15 protein-coding genes are annotated in these 15,196 nt (G+C 71.0%); 8 read left to right on the forward strand and 7 right to left on the reverse strand.

Features of this window, described 5'->3' with window-relative positions; genetic code table 11:
* Nucleotides 1–59: 59 nt before the first annotated feature.
* On the forward strand, nucleotides 60–974 hold the full coding sequence (locus tag ACIPPS_RS02380) for a 1-aminocyclopropane-1-carboxylate deaminase/D-cysteine desulfhydrase (protein ID WP_401425833.1): 915 nt from the start codon (nucleotides 60–62) through the stop codon (nucleotides 972–974).
* A 151-nt stretch (nucleotides 975–1,125) separates the two neighbouring features.
* Here the strand turns inward: ACIPPS_RS02380 and ACIPPS_RS02385 are convergent, their stop codons facing one another.
* Nucleotides 1,126–2,721, reverse strand: coding sequence for a Na+/H+ antiporter (locus ACIPPS_RS02385; protein WP_401425836.1), 1,596 nt, complete (start codon nucleotides 2,719–2,721; stop codon nucleotides 1,126–1,128).
* Nucleotides 2,722–2,768: 47 nt separating this feature from the next.
* Between ACIPPS_RS02385 and ACIPPS_RS02390 the strand changes: the two genes are divergently transcribed.
* The 3 genes from ACIPPS_RS02390 to ACIPPS_RS02400 all read left to right on the forward strand — a co-directional run bounded on the left by ACIPPS_RS02390 (nucleotide 2,769) and on the right by ACIPPS_RS02400 (nucleotide 4,642).
* On the forward strand, nucleotides 2,769–3,029 hold the full coding sequence (locus ACIPPS_RS02390; RefSeq protein ID WP_401425838.1) for a UBP-type zinc finger domain-containing protein: 261 nt from the start codon (nucleotides 2,769–2,771) through the stop codon (nucleotides 3,027–3,029).
* Between the two features lie 249 nt (nucleotides 3,030–3,278).
* Complete coding sequence (locus ACIPPS_RS02395; protein ID WP_401425841.1) at nucleotides 3,279–3,692, forward strand: anti-sigma regulatory factor; 414 nt, start codon at nucleotides 3,279–3,281, stop codon at nucleotides 3,690–3,692.
* On the forward strand, nucleotides 3,689–4,642 hold the full coding sequence (locus tag ACIPPS_RS02400; RefSeq protein WP_401425844.1) for an RNA polymerase sigma factor SigF: 954 nt from the start codon (nucleotides 3,689–3,691) through the stop codon (nucleotides 4,640–4,642). The genes ACIPPS_RS02395 and ACIPPS_RS02400 overlap by 4 nt, the downstream gene beginning before the upstream one ends.
* Before the next feature lie 161 nt (nucleotides 4,643–4,803).
* Here ACIPPS_RS02400 and ACIPPS_RS02405 read toward each other — a convergent pair whose 3' ends face one another.
* Nucleotides 4,804–5,217 carry a hypothetical protein gene (locus ACIPPS_RS02405; protein ID WP_401425846.1) on the reverse strand — a complete coding sequence of 138 codons (414 nt, stop codon included), beginning with the start codon at nucleotides 5,215–5,217 and terminating at the stop codon, nucleotides 4,804–4,806.
* Between the two features lie 176 nt (nucleotides 5,218–5,393).
* Between ACIPPS_RS02405 and ACIPPS_RS02410 the strand changes: the two genes are divergently transcribed.
* Nucleotides 5,394–6,362 (forward strand): diacylglycerol/lipid kinase family protein, encoded by a 969-nt coding sequence (locus tag ACIPPS_RS02410; RefSeq protein ID WP_401425849.1) that lies wholly within the window; start codon nucleotides 5,394–5,396, stop codon nucleotides 6,360–6,362.
* A 317-nt stretch (nucleotides 6,363–6,679) separates the two neighbouring features.
* Nucleotides 6,680–6,937: a WhiB family transcriptional regulator gene (locus tag ACIPPS_RS02415; RefSeq protein ID WP_003953983.1), complete on the forward strand. Its 258-nt coding sequence runs from the start codon at nucleotides 6,680–6,682 to the stop codon at nucleotides 6,935–6,937.
* 171 nt (nucleotides 6,938–7,108) lie between these two features.
* Here ACIPPS_RS02415 and ACIPPS_RS02420 read toward each other — a convergent pair whose 3' ends face one another.
* Both ACIPPS_RS02420 and ACIPPS_RS02425 read right to left on the reverse strand, forming a co-directional pair.
* Complete coding sequence (locus tag ACIPPS_RS02420) at nucleotides 7,109–8,575, reverse strand: sensor histidine kinase (RefSeq protein ID WP_401427169.1); 1,467 nt, start codon at nucleotides 8,573–8,575, stop codon at nucleotides 7,109–7,111.
* 341 nt (nucleotides 8,576–8,916) lie between these two features.
* Nucleotides 8,917–9,570 (reverse strand): TetR/AcrR family transcriptional regulator, encoded by a 654-nt coding sequence (locus ACIPPS_RS02425; RefSeq protein WP_401425851.1) that lies wholly within the window; start codon nucleotides 9,568–9,570, stop codon nucleotides 8,917–8,919.
* A gap of 84 nt (nucleotides 9,571–9,654) precedes the next feature.
* On the opposite strand from ACIPPS_RS02425, the gene ACIPPS_RS02430 reads away from it, so the two are divergent.
* Nucleotides 9,655–10,413 carry an SDR family oxidoreductase gene (locus ACIPPS_RS02430; RefSeq protein WP_401425853.1) on the forward strand — a complete coding sequence of 253 codons (759 nt, stop codon included), beginning with the start codon at nucleotides 9,655–9,657 and terminating at the stop codon, nucleotides 10,411–10,413.
* 459 nt (nucleotides 10,414–10,872) lie between these two features.
* Nucleotides 10,873–11,658: a glucosamine-6-phosphate deaminase gene (gene nagB, locus ACIPPS_RS02435; RefSeq protein ID WP_401425856.1), complete on the forward strand. Its 786-nt coding sequence runs from the start codon at nucleotides 10,873–10,875 to the stop codon at nucleotides 11,656–11,658.
* An 85-nt stretch (nucleotides 11,659–11,743) separates the two neighbouring features.
* On the opposite strand, the gene ACIPPS_RS02440 is transcribed toward nagB, so the two are convergent.
* Genes ACIPPS_RS02440 through ACIPPS_RS02450 form a run of 3 tightly spaced genes read right to left on the reverse strand, consistent with a single transcriptional unit; the run spans nucleotide 11,744 to nucleotide 15,126 of the window.
* The gene (locus ACIPPS_RS02440; RefSeq protein WP_401425858.1) at nucleotides 11,744–13,261 is read right to left on the reverse strand and encodes a glycoside hydrolase family 3 protein; all 1,518 of its coding nucleotides are present in this window, start codon (nucleotides 13,259–13,261) and stop codon (nucleotides 11,744–11,746) included.
* Between the two features lie 9 nt (nucleotides 13,262–13,270).
* Nucleotides 13,271–14,140 carry a carbohydrate ABC transporter permease gene (locus tag ACIPPS_RS02445; protein ID WP_401425861.1) on the reverse strand — a complete coding sequence of 290 codons (870 nt, stop codon included), beginning with the start codon at nucleotides 14,138–14,140 and terminating at the stop codon, nucleotides 13,271–13,273.
* On the reverse strand, nucleotides 14,137–15,126 hold the full coding sequence (locus tag ACIPPS_RS02450) for a carbohydrate ABC transporter permease (protein ID WP_401425863.1): 990 nt from the start codon (nucleotides 15,124–15,126) through the stop codon (nucleotides 14,137–14,139). Before ACIPPS_RS02450 ends, ACIPPS_RS02445 begins: the two co-directional genes overlap by 4 nt.
* Nucleotides 15,127–15,196: the final 70 nt, after the last annotated feature.

The raw sequence follows: 15,196 nt of genomic DNA on the forward strand, positions 1-15,196 counted from the left end.
CACGCGGCCCACAGGCGCAGCGCCCCTGCTCACAGGCCGTGCCCGTGGACAATGGCCGGGTGAACGCGTTCGACCTCGCCCGCCTGCGCCCCCGGCTCCCGTCCCCCCTGGAGCCGGTCGAGGACGAACGTTTCACCCGCCGCGGTCTGCGGCTGCTGCTGAAGCGCGACGACCTGATCCATCCGGACCTGCCGGGCAACAAGTGGCGGAAACTGGCACTGAATCTGCGCGCGGCGGACGGCCGCCCGGTGCTCACGTTCGGCGGCGCGTACTCCAACCACCTGCGCGCGACGGCCGCGGCGGGCCGGCTGCTCGGCTTCGCCACGATCGGTGTCGTCCGGGGCCAGGAGCTGGCCGACCGTCCCCTGAACCCGTCGTTGGCGCGGTGCGCGGCGGACGGGATGCGGCTGGTGTTCGTGGACCGTGCCACCTACCGGGCGAAGGCCGACCCGGAGGTCCTGGCCGAGCTGCTCGCCCGGTCCCCCTCGGGGACGTACGTCGTCCCCGAGGGCGGCAGCAACGCCCTCGCCGTCGAGGGCTGCGTGGAGCTCGGCCGCGAACTGCGCGGCGCCGCGGAGCTGGTGGCCGTCGCCTGCGGCACCGGTGGCACCCTGGCGGGCCTGGCGGCCGGTCTGGGCCCCGGACAGCGGGCGCTCGGCGTCCCGGTCCTCAGAGGCGGCTTCCTGGGCGACGAGGTACGCGCCCTGCAGCGCGCCGCGTTCGGGGGCCCCCAGGGCGACTGGAGCCTCGACGAGCGCTTCCACGGCGGCGGTTACGCGCGGACGAACCCTGCCCTCGACGCGTTCGCCGAGGACTTCGAGGCGCGGCATGGACTCGCCATCGAGCGGCTGTATGTCGCCAAAATGCTCTACGGACTTGTCGTCCTCGCCGAGGAGGGCGCGTTCGCCCCGGGCACGGGGATCGCGGCGGTGGTGACGGGCGCCCCCGACACCACCGGCCGCGCCCCCTCCTGAGACCGGACGCGCCGCCTCCTGAGACCAGACGCGCCCCCTCCTGAGACCGGACGCGCCGCCTCCTGAGGCCGGAGACCCCTCGCCGCTGCTGGAAGCGCCCTTCCGGAGTCCGGACACGCCGCCGCCTCCTGAGGCCCGAACCCGCCCGGCGTCAGCCGGTCTCCTCGCGGTAGGCCGCCGCCTCCTCGAGGTCCAGCCGGCGCAGCAGCGTGCGCAGCATCTCGTCGTCGATGCGGCGCTGGTCCCGCAGCTGGACGAACACCTCGCGCTCGGCCTCGATCATCTCGCGGGAGAGCCGTCGGTAGGTGTCGTCGACGCTCTCGCCGGTGACCTCGTTCACCGTGCCGAGGCGCTCCCAGACCGCGTTGCGGCGCCGTTCCAGGACCGTGCGGAGCCGCTCGGCCAGCGGCTGAGGCAGCGCGTTGCGCTCGTCGGCCAGCAGGGCGTCGAGGCGCTCCTCCGCCGCCCGGGACGCCTCGCTCTGGGCCTGCGCCTCGGCGAGCGTCTCCTGGTAGGTGTCGCGGCCGGGGAGCTTCAGGAGCCGGATCAGCGGCGGCAGGGTGAGGCCCTGGACCACCAGGGTCCCGATGACGGTGGTGAAGGTGAGGAAGAGGACGAGGTTGCGGGCGGGGAACTCCACCCCGTCGGCCATCACCGGGATGGAGAAGGCGATGGCGAGCGAGACCACGCCCCGCATGCCGGCCCAGCCGACGACCAGCGGCGCCCTCCAGTCCACCCCCGGCTCCCGCTCCCTGATCCGCTCCGACAACCAGCGCGGCAGGAAGGTCGCCGGGTAGACCCAGACGAAGCGGACGACGACCACGGCCACGAAGACCCCGACGGCGTACCCGATCGCGTCGCCGATCCCGTACCGCCCGAGGCCTTGGACGACGTACGGCAGCTGCAGGCCGATGAGGGCGAAGACGGCGGACTCCAGGACGAAGGCGACCATCTTCCACACCGCCTCCTCCTGGAGGCGGGTCGCGAAGTCCACCTGCCAGTTGCGGTGTCCGAGGAAGAGGCCGACGACGACCACGGCGAGGACACCGGAGGCGCCGACCTCCTCGGCCGCCGCGTAGGCGACGAAGGGGATCAGCAGCGAGAGGGTGTTCTGGAGCAGGGCCTCGCCGAGGTGGAGGCGCAGCCAGTGGATCGGGACCATCAGGACAAGGCCGACGCCGATCCCGCCGACAGCCGCGAGCGCGAACTCGCCGACGCCGCCCGCCCAGCTGATGCCCTCGCCCACCGCGGCGGCGAGCGCGACCTTGAAGGCGGTGATGGCGGTGGCGTCGTTCACCAGGGACTCGCCCTGGAGGATGGTGGTGATCCGGTTCGGCAGGCCCAGCTTCCGGGCGATCGCCGTCGCGGCGACCGCGTCCGGCGGCGCGACGACCGCGCCGAGCACGAGCGCCGCGGTCAGCGGCAGGTCCGGGACGAGGACGTAGGCGAGCCAGCCGACCGCCACGGTGGCGAAGAGGACGTACCCCACCGAGAGCAGGGCGACGGGCCGGATGTTGGCCCGCAGATCGAGGTACGAGGAGTCCACCGCCGCCGTGTAGAGGAGCGGGGGCAGGATGAGCGGCAGGATGATGTGCGGGTCGAGCGTGTAGTCCGGGATGCCAGGCACGTACGAAGCGGCGAGGCCGGCGGTCACCAGGAGCAGCGGCGCCGGTACCGGTGTCCTGCGGGCCACGCCCGCCACCGCGGCACTCCCCGCGACGAGTCCCACCAGCTGCAGTGCGTCCATCCTTCGGTCCCCGTCCCCGGCTCGATCCACCACGTAACCTGGCCATCATGAGCGAGTGCCCGCACGTTGCCGTAATGCCGCGCCCCGAACCGGCGCCGCTGACCGACACCTGTCCTGAATGTCTGACCGACGGCACGCACCCCGTCCAGCTGCGGCTCTGCCTCAGCTGTGGGCACGTCGGCTGCTGCGACTCATCGGCGGGCCGGCACGCCACCGGGCACTTCTCGACCACCGGCCACCCGGTGATGCGGACCTTCGAGCCGAACGAGCGCTGGCGGTGGTGCTTCGTGGACGGTTCGATCGTCTGACGGTTGGGTACGACAATCCTCCGCCGGTCGCTCACAATTGGGCCCCGCAGACCTCTAGCCACTGTGCGTACTCATGGCCTTACCATGAGTGACATACGGGGGCGAGGTCCCGACCGGGGCCCACGGCGACACGGCGGCATGGATCGCGATAGCGTCACGGCGGATCGCGCAACCGACTGCGTACCGCCCGGTTCGGGGGGCTTTCTCCCCTCGGGCCCCGAATGAGCTTGTGCCACCTTGGAGGTGAGGGTGTCCCAGATCGCAGGCGAGCCCGGGTCCCAGGACTTCGTGGAAGTCCGGCTGCCCGCTGCGGGTGCCTACCTGTCCGTGCTGCGTACGGCCACGGCCGGCCTCGCGGCGCGCTTGGACTTCACCCTCGACGAGATCGAGGACTTGCGGATCGCGGTCGACGAGGCGTGCGCCATCCTGCTCCAGCAGGCCGTCCCGGGTTCCGTCCTGAGCTGTGTCTTCCAGCTGGTCGACGACTCGCTCGACGTGACGGTCTCGGCCCCCACGACGGACGGCCGGGCTCCGGAGCGGGACACCTTCGCGTGGACCGTGCTCTCCGCGCTGGCCGGGAAGGTCGAGTCGTCCGTCGCGGACGACAAGACGGTCTCCATCAGCCTGTACAAACAGCGCGGCGCGGGGCCAGGCCCGGCGTGAGGAGCGGGGACGCGACGGCCGGCATCCCTGAGCAGCAGGCGCGGCCGCATCCGGAGGTCGAGATCGAGGTCGCTACGGAGCAGGCGGTCCAGATGAGCGAGCACGAGCAGCACAACGAGGTCCCGAAGGACGCCGAGCCACAGAAGGCCGAGGACGTTCCCGAGGTTCCGCACGCCCCGCGGGAGGCTCCGGACCCGCACGACCGGAGCGGGGCGCGCGCGCTCTTCGTCGAGCTGCGCGACCTCCCCGAGGGCTCCCCGCAGAAGGCCGAGCTGCGCAATCAGCTGGTACGGATGCACCTGCCGCTGGTCGAGCACCTGGCCCGGCGGTTCCGCAACCGGGGCGAGCCGCTGGACGACCTGACGCAGGTCGCGACGATCGGCCTGATCAAGTCGGTGGACCGCTTCGACCCGGAGCGTGGCGTCGAGTTCTCGACGTACGCGACGCCCACGGTCGTCGGCGAGATCAAGCGCCACTTCCGGGACAAGGGCTGGGCGGTGCGCGTGCCGCGCCGACTCCAGGAGCTGCGGCTCTCGCTCACGACGGCGACGGCGGAGCTGTCCCAGCTGCACGGCCGCTCCCCGACGGTGCACGAGCTCGCGGAGCGGCTCGGTATCTCCGAGGAGGAGGTCCTGGAGGGCCTGGAGTCGGCGAACGCCTACTCGACGCTCTCCCTGGACGTGCCGGACACGGACGACGAGTCCCCGGCGGTCGCGGACACCCTCGGCGCGGAGGACGAGGCGCTGGAGGGGGTCGAGTACCGGGAGTCGCTCAAGCCGCTCCTGGAGGACCTGCCGCCCCGGGAGAAGCGGATCCTGCTGCTTCGCTTCTTCGGCAACATGACCCAGTCGCAGATCGCGCAGGAGGTCGGCATCTCGCAGATGCACGTCTCCCGTCTGCTGGCACGCACGCTGGCCCAGCTACGGGAGAAGCTCCTCGTCGAGGAGTAGCGGGACCGCGGGAGGGGCATCGCGGGAGCGGTAGGCGCCGCGCGGCATCGCCGGACGGGAAGCGCCGCAGCGGGCACAGCCGTGGGGCGGCGCGCGGTGGCGCCCTTACGTCACGCCGCTACGACGTCACGCCGCCCCTGCCACGTCCCTCCTCGCCGACCTCACGCCTCGCCGCGGCGGCCGATGCCCAGCGCCTCGGTCGTCGCGGGGTTCACGAGCAGTACCAGCCCGCTGACGGCGAGGACGGCGAGGGCGATGCCGCCCGGGATCAGGGCGCTGTTCGCCTGGAGGAGCTGCCAGGCGACCGGCAGGGCCAGGATCTGGGTGATGATCGCCGGCCCCCGGCTCCAGGCGCGGCGCAGCAGGAGGCCGCGCGCGGCGGCGCCCGGGATGAGGCCGAGTGCGATCAGGGTCGCCCCGCCCATGACCGCCTGCGCCAGGCCGTCGGGGTCTCCGGTGAGCGCGGTCACGAGCACGTACACGCCCCCGATCATCAGCGCGAGGGCTTCGGTTCCGGCCACCGCGGCCGCCGCGGTCAACCGGACAGGGCGGGGAGTCTGCTCCGTACTGCTCATACCTGGCAGGGTAGCCGGGCCCCGGGGGCCGCCCTCGGGTCAGGGCCGTCCTCGGGTCACGAGCCACCCCCTGGCCAGGGGCCACCCCCGGGTCACGAGCCACCCCCTGGCCAGGGGACGTCCGGCAGGTGGCCACGACTGGGAATCAGTACCGCCGGGTAGGTACCCTGGCGGCCATGCGCGCACTTCTCGTGGTCAATCCGGCAGCCACCACCACCAGTGCCCGCACCCGTGACGTCCTCATCCACGCCCTCGCGAGCGAGATGAAGCTGGAGGCCGTCACCACCGAGTACCGGGGCCACGCCCGTGACCTCGGCCGCCGGGCCGCCGAGTCCGAGGACATCGAGATGGTCGTCGCCCTCGGTGGCGACGGGACGGTGAACGAGGTCGTCAACGGCCTCCTGCACAACGGTCCGGATCCGGACCGGCTGCCGGGGCTCGCGATCGTGCCCGGCGGGTCCACCAATGTCTTCGCCCGCGCGCTCGGTCTGCCCAACGACGCGGTCGAGGCGACGGGCGCGCTCCTCGACGCGCTCCGTGAGCGCCGTGCACGCACCGTGAGCCTCGGGCTCGCGTCCGGCACGCCGGGCACCGATGACGAGGCCGTCCCGTCCCGCTGGTTCACGTTCTGCGCGGGATTCGGATTCGACGCCAGTGTCATCGGGCGAGTCGAACAGCAGCGGGAGCGCGGCAAGAGATCGACGCACGCGCTCTACCTCCGGCAGGTGGTCCGCCAGTTCCTGGAGGAGCCGAACCGCCGGCACGGAACGATCACCCTGGAGCGACCCGGCGAGGCCCCGGTCGAGGAGCTGGTCCTCTCCATAATCTGCAACACCTCCCCCTGGACCTACCTGGGCAATCGTCCGGTGTACGCGTCCCCGGAGGCATCCTTCGAGACCGCGCTCGACGTCCTCGGACTGAGCCGCCTCTCGACCCCGGCGGTGGCCCGGTACGCCACCCAACTGCTCACTTCGAGCCCCGAGCGCGGCCCGCACGGCAAGCACGCACTGTCTCTGCACGATCTGACGGACTTCACCTTGCATTCGAAGGTTCCGCTCCCGCTGCAGATGGACGGAGACCACCTAGGACTGCGTACGAGCGTGACGTTCACAGGCGTTCGCCGTGCACTGCGTGTGATTGTGTGAGTGGAAGGGCCGAAAGTCCTTTCACTCGAACGTTTAGGCTGCCATCCACCCCTTAGAAGTACGGCTGTGACCTAGCCGACACCGAGGAATCAAAAAAAACTTTCCGGAAGGGGTTGTATCCGGTGCCGAGGTTTGCGAGTCTCTTCTTGGCGATCGGGACGGCCCGCAAGACCGGCCTCCACTGAGAGCCAGAACCCCTCCTCAATCCAAGGACCACGCCAGTTCATCTGGCAGTCGGCCCTTCCCTTGCGGGGGGATTCGTGAAAGCGTTCACATTCACAAGCAACCTGCACGTAATACCAAGAGAGGTAGCAGCCATGGACTGGCGTCACAACGCCGTTTGTCGTGAGGAAGACCCCGAGCTGTTCTTCCCCATCGGCAACACCGGTCCTGCGCTGCTGCAGATCGAGGAAGCCAAGGCCGTCTGCCGCCGCTGCCCCGTCATGGAGCAGTGCCTGCAGTGGGCGCTCGAGTCCGGCCAGGACTCCGGCGTCTGGGGTGGCCTCAGCGAGGACGAGCGCCGCGCGATGAAGCGCCGTGCCGCTCGCAACCGGGCGCGCAACGCCAGCGCCTGAGCACCCTGACAGCCTGAGGCAAGCGGCGCGTACATCGCGTACGCAATCACCGCCCCCGAGCCGCAGCGCGCAGCAGTAACCCACAGCATTCGAGCCCCGGACCGATCTTCTTCGGTCCGGGGCTCGCTGCTCTGTGCGGCCGGGCGACCGGCCGGTCAGCCGTTCACGCGTTCACTTCTGGGGCTGTACGGGGATGTCGAGGACGACCTTGGTTCCGCGCCGACCGCCCGGCAGCATGTCGAACGTGCCGCCCAACTCCCCCTCCACCAGGGTCCGTACGATCTGCAGGCCCAGGTTGCCCGCGCGCTGCGGGTCGAAGCCCTCGGGCAGACCGCGGCCGTCGTCCTGGACCGTGATCAGCAGCCGTGCGTCCGCGCGGGGTTCGCCGCGGACGGCGGTGACCTCGACCGTGCCCTGCTCCCCCTGCGCGAAGGCGTGTTCCAGGGCGTTCTGGAGAATCTCGGTGAGGACCATGGAGAGCGGGGTGGCGACCTCGGCGTCGAGGATGCCGAACCGGCCGTTGCGCCGGCAGGTCACCTTGCCCGGGGAGATCTCGGCGACCATCGCGATCACCCGGTCGGCGATCTCGTCGAACTCGACCCGCTCGTCCAGGTTCTGGGAGAGCGTCTCGTGCACGATGGCGATCGAACCGACCCTGCGCACCGCCTCGTTGAGGGCCTCGCGGCCCTGGTCGGAGTCCATCCGGCGGGCCTGCAGCCGCAGCAGCGCGGCCACGGTCTGGAGGTTGTTCTTCACCCGGTGGTGGATCTCCCGGATGGTGGCGTCCTTGGTGATCAACTCGCGCTCACGGCGCCGCAGTTCGGTGACGTCACGGAGCAGGACGAGGGAACCGATGCGGGTGCCCTTGGGCTTGAGCGGGATCGCCCGGAGCTGGATGACACCGCCGTTGCCCTCGACCTCCGCCTCGCGCGGGGCGTAGCCGGAGGCCAGTTTGACCAGGGCCTCGTCGACCGGGCCGCGGGAGGGGGCGAGTTCGGCGGTGATCTGGCCGAGGTGCTGGCCGACGAGGTCGGCGGCGAGGCCGAGCCGGTGGTACGCGGAGAGGGCGTTGGGCGAGGCGTACTGGACGATGCCGTCGGCGTCGAGGCGGATGAGACCGTCGCCGGCGCGCGGCGAGGAGTCCATGTCGACGGCCTCGCCGGGGAAGGGGAACGTTCCGGCGGCGATCATCTGGGCCAGGTCGGAGGCGGACTGGAGGTAGGTCAGCTCCAGGCGGGAGGGGGTCCGCACGGTGAGCAGGTTGGTGTTACGGGCGATGACACCGAGGACACGGCCCTCGCGGCGCACGGGGATGGACTCGACCCGTACGGGAACCTCCTCGCGCCACTCCGGGTCGCCCTCGCGCACGATCCGCCCCTCGTCCAGGGCGGCGTCGAGCAGGGGGCGGCGGCCGCGCGGGACCAGGTGGCCGATCATGTCGTCCTGGTAGGAGGTCGGCCCGGTGTTCGGCCGCATCTGCGCGACGGAGACATAGCGGGTGCCGTCCAGGGTAGGGACCCACAGCACGAGGTCGGCGAAGGACAGGTCGGAGAGCAGCTGCCACTCCGAGACCAGCAGATGGAGCCACTCGAGGTCGGACTCACTCAGAGCGGTGTGCTGGCGGACGAGGTCGTTCATGGAGGGCACAGAGGCGAGCGTACCTGCGGAATCGGCAGGCGATGAACCTGGATCTCACGGCGTTCGTGTTGGAGGATGGGCCGGGAACGCGGCCTTGCCGATGGATGGACAGACGAGAATGGTCTAGTCCACAATGGCGGAGCAGCATCCTGCGAAAGACCTCCGCCCTCCCCGCACAGGAGGGCGGACGAGGTGATCGACGCTCTCTGCCCTGACTGCGTCGAGACCTCCCCATACGGCCGTGGACCGCACATCCTCGGCCGGGTAACTCCGGGCTGCGGTGCCGGACGGGTTGAGGGTCCCGTCGGGCGCCGTAGCCCGCGGGTGTTTTCCGGGGGCTTTCAGCTCGCCGTCCCGGCCGGCCCCGGCGTGGACGCGGACCGGGGCGTCGGCTCGGACGCGGACGAGGGCCAGGACAGCATCGCCGCCTCCGCGACCGCCTCCAGCTCCGCCCTGGTGGCCCCGTCGCGCGCCTGCTGGGACATGCCCTGGAGGACCGCGCCGTAGAGCCGGGCCAGGGTGTGGGGGTCCGCGCCGTCGGGCACCTCCCCGGCGTCGACGCCCCGGCGGATCCGCTCCTCGAACGCCGCCAGGTTGAGCGCACGGCGGTCCCGCAGCGCCTGCTCGACCTCGGTGTTCGAGCAGTTGGTCGCGGCGGAGATCATCAGGCAGCCGCGCGGGTGGGACGGGTCGGTGAAGACGTCCGCCGCCTCCCTCAGCATCCGGGCGAGCGCGCCGCGCGCCGTCGGCTCCTCCGAGAAGGCCCGCCCGCCGTACGCGCCGTAACTGACGGCGTAGGCCTCCACGACCTCCTCGAACAGGGCCTTCTTGTCGCCGAAGGCGGCGTAGAGGCTCGGGGCGCTGATGCCCATGGCGCGGGTGAGGTCGGCGACCGAGGTCGTTTCGTACCCGTGCTCCCAGAACGCCATCGTGGCCTGCTCCAGCGCCGTGAGGCGGTCGAACGAGCGGGGGCGGCCGCGCTGTCCTGTCGTCATGACGCCAATTCTATAGCGGGCGCTACGGAAGGGGTGCTACGGTCATTTCTGTAACGACCACTACAGAAGTGAGGGGGGCGTCCCATGGGAGCGCTCGCAGGGAAAACGGCACTGGTCACGGGCGGCAGCAGGGGCATCGGGCGGGGTATCGCCGAGCGGCTGGGCCGGGACGGCGCACGGGTCGCGGTGCACTACGGGACCAACGAGACGGCCGCGAAGGAGACCGTCGCGGCGATCGAGGCGACGGGCGGCGAGGCCTTCGCGATCGGCCAGGAGCTCGGGACCGAGGGGGACGCGGCGGCGCTCTGGGAGCGGTTCGACGAGCGGGTGGGCGGGGCCGGGCTCGACATCCTCGTGAACAACGCGGGCATCGCGGCCTCGCAGCCGTTCGCGACGATCGACGAGGCGGAGTACGACCGGGTCTTCGCGGTGAACACGAAGGCGCCGTTCTTCCTCGCACAGCAGGGGGCGGAGCGGCTGCGCGACGGCGGCCGGATCATCAACGTCTCCACCGGCCTGAGCCACGCCGCGATGATGCCCGAGCTGATCGCGTACGCGATGTCCAAGAGCGCCCTGGACACCTTCACGCGCTATCTGTCGAAGGTGCTGGGCGCGCGGGGCATCACGGTCAACGCGGTGGCGCCCGGGATCGTGGACACGGACATCAACGCGAGCTGGCTGCGCGGGAACGACGAGGCCTGGGCGGGAGCCGCGGCGCTCTCGACGCTCGGCAGGGTCGGGACACCGGAGGACATAGCCGACGTGGTGGCCTTCCTGGCCTCGCACGACGGACGCTGGGTGACGGGGCAGTGGATCGACGCGACGGGGGGTTCGATCGCCTGACGGACGGGGCGGGGGCCGGAGATTCAGGGAGAGGGCAGGAGCGCGAGAAGCACGGGGCGGGAGGAGCTGAGACCGGGGCCCGGAGGGGCCGAGGCTCGGGGGGCTTGAGGGGCCGAGGCTCGGGGGGCTTGAGGGGCCGAGGCTCGGGGGGCTTGAGAGGCCGAGGCTCGGGGGGCTTGAGAGGCCGAGGCTCGGGGGGCTTGAGGGGCCGAGGCTCGGGGGCTTGAGAGCCTTCCGGGGCCGGGGGCCGGAGGAGCCCAAGCCGGAGCGCCGGAGGGGCGAGGCCCCGGGGCCCAGGGCTCCGGTGGCTGTGGGGGGCGTCCCGTTCGACCATGGGGAGGGCAGCGTTCGACGGCTGGAAGGGCCTGAGCGGACGGCCTCCGCTCTGCTAGATTGAGCTTTGATTGGTCTATACCACCAGGCCCCTCACCAGCCCCTCACCAGATCGGCAGGCACAGCGTGGAAGTTGTCATCGTCCCGGACGCCACGGCGGGCGGAGAGCTCATCGCGGACGGCATCGCCGGCCTCCTGCGCCGCAAGCCCGACGCGCTGCTCGGCGTTGCCACCGGCTCGACTCCGCTGCCCATCTACGAGGCCCTGATCGCCCAGGTCAAGGCCGGTTCCGTGGACGCCTCGCGCGCCCGGATCGCTCAGCTGGACGAGTACGTCGGGCTGCCCACCGGGCACCCGGAGTCGTACCGCTCCACCGTGCTGCGTCAGGTCGTGGAGCCGCTCGGGCTCTCGCAGGACGCCTTCATGGGCCCCGACGGCTCGGCCGAGGACGTCCAGGCGGCCTGCGAGGCCTACGACCTGGCCCTGCGTGAGGCCGGCGGTGTCGACCTCCAGATCCTCGGCATCGGGACGGACGGGCACATCGGCTTCAACGAGCCGTGCTCCTCGCTCGCCTCCCGGACGCGGATCAAGACGCTCACCGAGCAGACCCGCGTCGACAACGCGCGCTTCTTCGACAACGACATCGAGCAGGTGCCGCACCACGTCATCACCCAGGGCATCGGCACCATCCTGGAGGCCCGTCACCTGGTGCTCCTCGCCACCGGCGAGGGCAAGGCCGACGCCGTGGCCCAGACCGTCGAGGGCCCGGTCGCCGCGGTCGTGCCGGCCTCCGCGCTGCAGCTGCACCCGCACGCCACGGTCGTCGTGGACGAGGCCGCCGCCTCCAAGCTGAAGCTCGCGGACTACTTCCGCCACACCTTCGCCAACAAGCCCGCCTGGCAGGGCATCTAGCATCCACGCGTTCACGGACGCGCCTCGGACGACGAAGGGGCCCGGCACCTGGTTCAGGTGCCGGGCCCCTTCGTCGTACCGGTTCTCAGATCCCGACGATGGCCTCTGCCGCCGCGCGCCCGCAGACGCGGGCCGCGCCGTGCGTGGCGATGTGCAGGGCGCCGCGGGGCGTGGCCTGGTTCAGACCCATCTCCACGACGACGGTGTCCGGCCGGGCCGCGAGCAGGACGTCGAGGGCCTCGGTCATCCACGGGTGCCGGTGGGCGTCCCGGACGACCGCGACGATCCGCCGTTCCTTCGCTGCGGCGAGCACGGCGTCCACCGACGGCTCGTCGAACGCACCGGTCTCGGTGCCGGGCATCAGCCGCTCCAGCTCGGCCGCCACACCCCAGGGCGTCTCGTCACCCACGGCGATGTTGGCGACCGGGGTGAAGGCGGCGACGTACGGGGCGTCGGTGATCGGGGTGTAGGGCAGCTCCCCCGGCGTGAGGGCCACGGCCCGGCGGGCCGCGACGAGCCCGATCTCGGTGCCGGGCGCGGTCCCCTCCTGCACTGCCGCGCCCGGCCCCGATTCAGCCCCCCTGGCCCGGTGCGCCTGGGTCCAGGCCGCCAGGGCCCGTACCCGCGCCGCGGCGTCGGCCAGCCGCTCCTCGGGCAGTTCACCGGTCCGTACCGCCGCGACCAGCGCGTCGCGCAGCCGCAGCACGGTGTCCTCGTCGGCCAGCCCGCCGCCGACGCAGATGGCGTCGGCGCCCGCGGCGATCGCGAGGACGGATCCGCGCTCGATGCCGTACGTCGACGCGATGGCCTGCATCTCCATGCCGTCGGTCACGATCAGCCCGTCGAAGCCCAGCTCCTGGCGGAGCAGACCGGTCAGGATCTGCGGGCTCAGGGTCGCCGGGCGCTCGGGGTCGAGTGCGGAGAGCAGGATATGCGCGCTCATGACCGCTTTGGTATCCGCGGCGATCGCCGCCCGGAAAGGTGCCAGCTCACGGGCGTGCAGTGTGGCGAGGTCCACATCGATGCGGGGCATCGCGTGGTGCGAGTCCACGTTGGTGTCGCCGTGCCCGGGGAAGTGCTTGGTGCAGGCGGCGACGCCGACGGCCTGGAGGCCCTCGACGTACGCCACGGTGTGCCGGGCGACGAGGTCGGGGCCGGCGCCGAAGGACCGGACGCCGATGACCGGGTTGTCGGCGTTGGAGTTCACGTCGGCCGAGGGCGCCCAGTTGAGGTCGACGCCGCAGGCGGCGAGCCGACGGCCGAGTTCCTCGGCGACGGCCCGGGTGAGGTCGACGTCGTCGACCGCGCCGAGCGCGTAGTTGCCGGGGAAGGAGGAGCCGTGCCGGACCTCCAGGCGGGTGACGTCGCCGCCCTCCTCGTCGATCGCGACGAGGACGTCGTCCCGCTCGGCCCGCAACTGCGCGGTGAGCGCGGCGAGCTGCGCGGGGGTGGCGATGTTCCGGCCGAACAGGCCGACGGAGGAGAGACCCTCACCGATCCTGCGGAGCAGCCAGTCGGGCGCGGTCGTGCCGACGAAGCCGGGCTGGAGGACCGTGAGCGCGTCACGGGTCAGGGTGTCCGAGGCGCTTACGAGTGTGGTCATGAGGCGGCGTTATCCCTTCACCGCACCGGCCGTCAGGCCCGCGGCCATCTTGCGCTGGACGAGGAGGAAGAGGATCACGATCGGCACGGCCATCATCGTGGAGCCCGCCATCATCGGGGCGTACTCGGTGCCGTTCTTCGTGATGAAGTTGCCGAGCCAGACGGTGGCCGTCTGGTTCTGCTGGCTCATCAGCATCAGCGCGTACAGGTACTCGTTCCACGCCTGGATGAAGCCGTAGACGGAGGTGGCGACCATGCCGGGGGCGAGCAGCGGGAAGACGACCCGGATGAACGCGCCGGTACGGGTGCAGCCGTCGACCTGGGCGGCCTCCTCCAGCTCCTTCGGGATGTTGACGATGAATCCGCGCAGCGTCCACACCGTGAAGGGCAGGATGAAGGTCAGGTACGTGATGATCAGCCCGGTGATCTTGTCGTACTGACCCAGGTCGTTGAGCATCAGGAAGACCGGGATGATCATCGCGACGAGCGGGACCATCTGGACGGCGAGGATGCCGACGATGACGATCTTGCGGCCCCGGAAGGCGAACCGGGAGATGGCGAGCGCCGCCAGCATGCCGACGATGATGCCGATGACGACGACCACCGAGGAGACGATGAGGCTGCGGGTGACCGGGCCCCAGAAGTCCGCGATCTCCAGAGCACGCTTGAAGTTCTCCAGCGTGAAGGTGGTGGGGAAGAAGTGCGGGTTCGGGTCGATGGCGTCCTTGGCCGGCTTGAAGGCCGTGTTGACCATCCAGTAGACCGGGAAGCCGATCGTCACGAAGACGAGGAGCCCGACGAGGTTCCAGCCGAGCTTGGACTTGCGGCGACGGGTCGCGGCGGGGCGGGTGACGGCGGGGGCCGCGGTGTTCGTGGTCACTCCACCTCTCCGATCTTCAGCATCTGACGCATGTACACGGCGACCACGCCGAGCAGCAGCAGGACCGTGACGAGCGCGATCGCGGAGCCGGTGCCGTAGTCGTTGACGACGAACGCCTTGTCGAACGAGTACGTGGTGAGCAGCTGGAACTCGGCCTCGGGGTGGCCGTTGCGCATCACGTAGACCTGCGGGAAGACGCCCATGTCCCAGATGACCGAGAGCGTCGTCAGCATGACGATGATCGGCTTGAGGATGGGCAGGGTGACGAAGCGGAAGACGCCCCAGGCTCCGGCGCCGTCGAGGCGGGCGGCCTCCTCCAGCTCCTTGGGGACCTGGGTCAGGCCGGCGCTCAGCGTGATGACGACGAAGGGCACCGCGCCCCAGACGACGAGCAGCATGATGACGGCGAGGCCCTGGGGGCCGCTGGCGAACCAGTTGTGGCCGATCATGTCGACGCCCGGGATCTTGCTGAGCACGAAGTTGAGGACGCCGTAGTCGGCGTCGAAGAGCCATTTGAAGATGGCGGTGGCGACGATGATGGGCATGCCCCAGCTCGCCACGAGCACGATGTTGATGAGCGCCTTGACCCAGCCGGAGACCCGCTGGAGGAGCAGCGCGATCATCATGCCGATGACCATGGTGGAGACCACGGCGCCGCCGGCGAAGATGACGGTGCGCAGGACGACGGCCCAGAACTCGCCGTCACCGAGGATCTTGGTGAAGTTGTCGAAGCCGGCCCACTCCGCCTCCTGGAAGCCCCAGAGCTGGGGCTGTCCGAAGTACTGGAAGGAGAGGGTGACCAGGCGCACCAGCGGATAGCCGAGCACCAGCAGGAGGATGAGCAGGCAGGGCGCGAGCAGCATCCAGGGGATCCCACCCCCACCCCCGGGCTTCTTCCCCGGCTTCGGGATACCGGCCGCGGGGCCGGATGGTGGCGATTGCCGCACCGGCGGCACCTTCGCGGTGGTTGTGTCTGCGGCACTCATCCCGTGCTCCTCAGCGATCCCTCTCGTGGTACGGGAAGCAGGGCCCCGTCGTCGTGACGGGGCCCTGCCC

It is taken from the genome of Streptomyces sp. NPDC090127, assembly GCF_044746945.1.
Lineage (GTDB): Bacteria > Actinomycetota > Actinomycetes > Streptomycetales > Streptomycetaceae > Streptomyces.